Origin of the sequence: Burkholderia sp. BCC1640 (genome assembly GCF_902833125.1) — a bacterium.
In the GTDB taxonomy this organism is placed as follows: domain Bacteria; phylum Pseudomonadota; class Gammaproteobacteria; order Burkholderiales; family Burkholderiaceae; genus Burkholderia; species Burkholderia diffusa.
Genome location: NZ_CADFEF010000078.1, coordinates 1 through 2,009 on the forward strand (window position 1 = coordinate 1; position 2,009 = coordinate 2,009).

At 56.4% G+C, this 2,009-nt stretch carries 2 protein-coding genes; both read right to left on the minus strand.

Annotated features, from left to right (window positions below):
* Positions 1-108 precede the first annotated feature (108 nt).
* On the minus strand, positions 109-777 hold the full coding sequence (locus tag HWX25_RS32495; protein WP_175912674.1) for a hypothetical protein: 669 nt from the start codon (positions 775-777) through the stop codon (positions 109-111).
* 59 nt (positions 778-836) lie between these two features.
* The coding region (locus HWX25_RS32500) for a type VI secretion system Vgr family protein (RefSeq protein ID WP_175912676.1) at positions 837-2,009 on the minus strand (1,173 nt) is incomplete at its 5' end.

Consider the following 2,009-nt stretch of genomic DNA (forward strand, 5'->3'; position numbering starts at 1 on the left):
AGCCCTCGTCACGCCAGAAATCGATTCGCATACGTTCTTCAGGTTGAAGTTGTTGGTACGTTCTCTTTGCCATTCGCGGACATTACCGGATGGCGAGAGTGTTGCACTTCAGATTTGAGGCCGCCCTTTTTCGCATCGCCCCTGTTTTTTGTAGTCCGTAATGATTTTATCTATCTGCATCCCGAGCCATTTCGCTGATTCGGCATTGGACTGTAGCCAGTTGTATCCCACTGCATGAACCGGAAGGTGATACTTGTATGAAAGATCGACTTCCGCTTCAGAGAGCTTCCCAAGATTAGGGGCGACAAGTTCCTGCTTCAACTGGGCTCGTAGACCATTTTTCCCATGATCCGTCTCCGGGCGGCAATCGTTGAGCGCATTTTCCAGCCATACCAGGAACTTCCCATAGAACATCTTGGAGACGGTACCCCACCCACGGCCGCGCAATTCAGTTTCAGATAGTGCCGTTCCAGTGGGAATCGAACCCTCGCCGGACACCTTGGTAGAAGACGGATCCAGTATTTTTTTTCTTTCAGTAGGGCTTCTAACTGCCCATCCCACGAGCGATGCCGGGTCGTCGACAAGCCAGACTGCATCGCCATTAAGATTGGCCAGATTCGTGCCCATGACCCCGGGCACGACAATGACGGGAATGATCCGGTCCGGGTGCATGTAACACACCGCCGTGCTGTTGTCTGGCGCCGAGGTCACCGATGGATAATGACGGGACCCGTCCTCCGCTATGGTGGGTTGAATGACTCGTTCGGTAGTGGGCATGTATTTCGAGACTCCAATCCTGTTCAATTGGTGAGCTATAGGGCGGGGCAAATCCGCATTCAGACTGCGGTATCCGGATCGATTCGAAGTCGGACTCCTTCAGCAAAAATCGCCCTCTGGATACCAGTCTTTCCTTCGGCATCCGTCATGCCCTGAATCACACTACCGTCGTCGCGAATGATGGAAAACGCTCGATGGCCCACCGGCTCACCACTGTGGGGCCACTTCAATGTAAATTCTTCGTCGAAGGGGGCATGCTTCCAGTTGTTGACGGTTTCGGCGAACGAACTCGGTCCCTGCCGGCTGAAGGCTGCCGACTTGATTGTCCGGTTGCCGCGTGTTCCATCTTCGATACCGGTCGAGGAAATACGGACGTAGGAACCGCCACATTTGAGTATCAGCTCGCTTTTCGCTTCGATCGTGACCCGCCCGTTGGCACTGGTCATCCGCATGTCCTTCTCGGACATCAAGTGCATCTCGTCGCTCTGCGCCTGGATCTCGACCCTGCCACGAGCCGCAAAAAGTTTCAGCCCGAGTTTCTGTGCAAATAGCGATACGAGTTCGCCAGCTGCAACCGTGAACCGCTTCATGACGCCGATATCAGCGTTTCCGCCGGCGGTGGCGATCAGATTGTCGTTCGCAGTGAGTTGAAGATCGGTTCCGGATGCCAGTCCCATCCCGTCCGGCGCACTGACAAGCACGCCCGATTTTTTCAATTCCTTGAGCGTTCCGTCGAGCAACGCGCGTTGACGGTCGTAATCCGCCGCGACAGCTTGCGCTGCACTGGCCGCCTCACCGAGAGACCGCATCTGCTGCAATGCCAGATCGAGCAACCCCTGGGCGCCCTGCATCGCAAGTTGTTGACCGGAGGCACCCGATTGAGCTTCAGCGGTGACAAGCACCCCCTTTGCGCCCCGAACCGAGACGTGCTCATCCGTCCGGAGTTCAGCCCCCTTGCCTCGCTCCTTGCGCTCCCCATCGACCATATGCCCGAGATTGAGCTCACTGGTCTGAAACGGCGTCGTCAGATGAATATGCTCGACACCCTCCTTGTCCTCCATCCGCAACTCGTTCTGCGCAGCCGTGCGGATCAGGTTCCGGGTGTGATTCAGGTTGTTGACGAGATCCGGATGCAGGCTGTCGTGCATCGCGCCGATAATCACGGGCCGATCCGGATGGCCGTCCGTAAAGACGATCGCCACCTCCGCCCCGTCGATCAGCGGGAAGTGATG

Coding starts and splice junctions, on each gene's coding strand:
- HWX25_RS32495 (WP_175912674.1), bottom strand. CDS start 777: ATGCCCACTACCGAACGAGTCATTCAACCCACCATAGCGGAGGACGGG.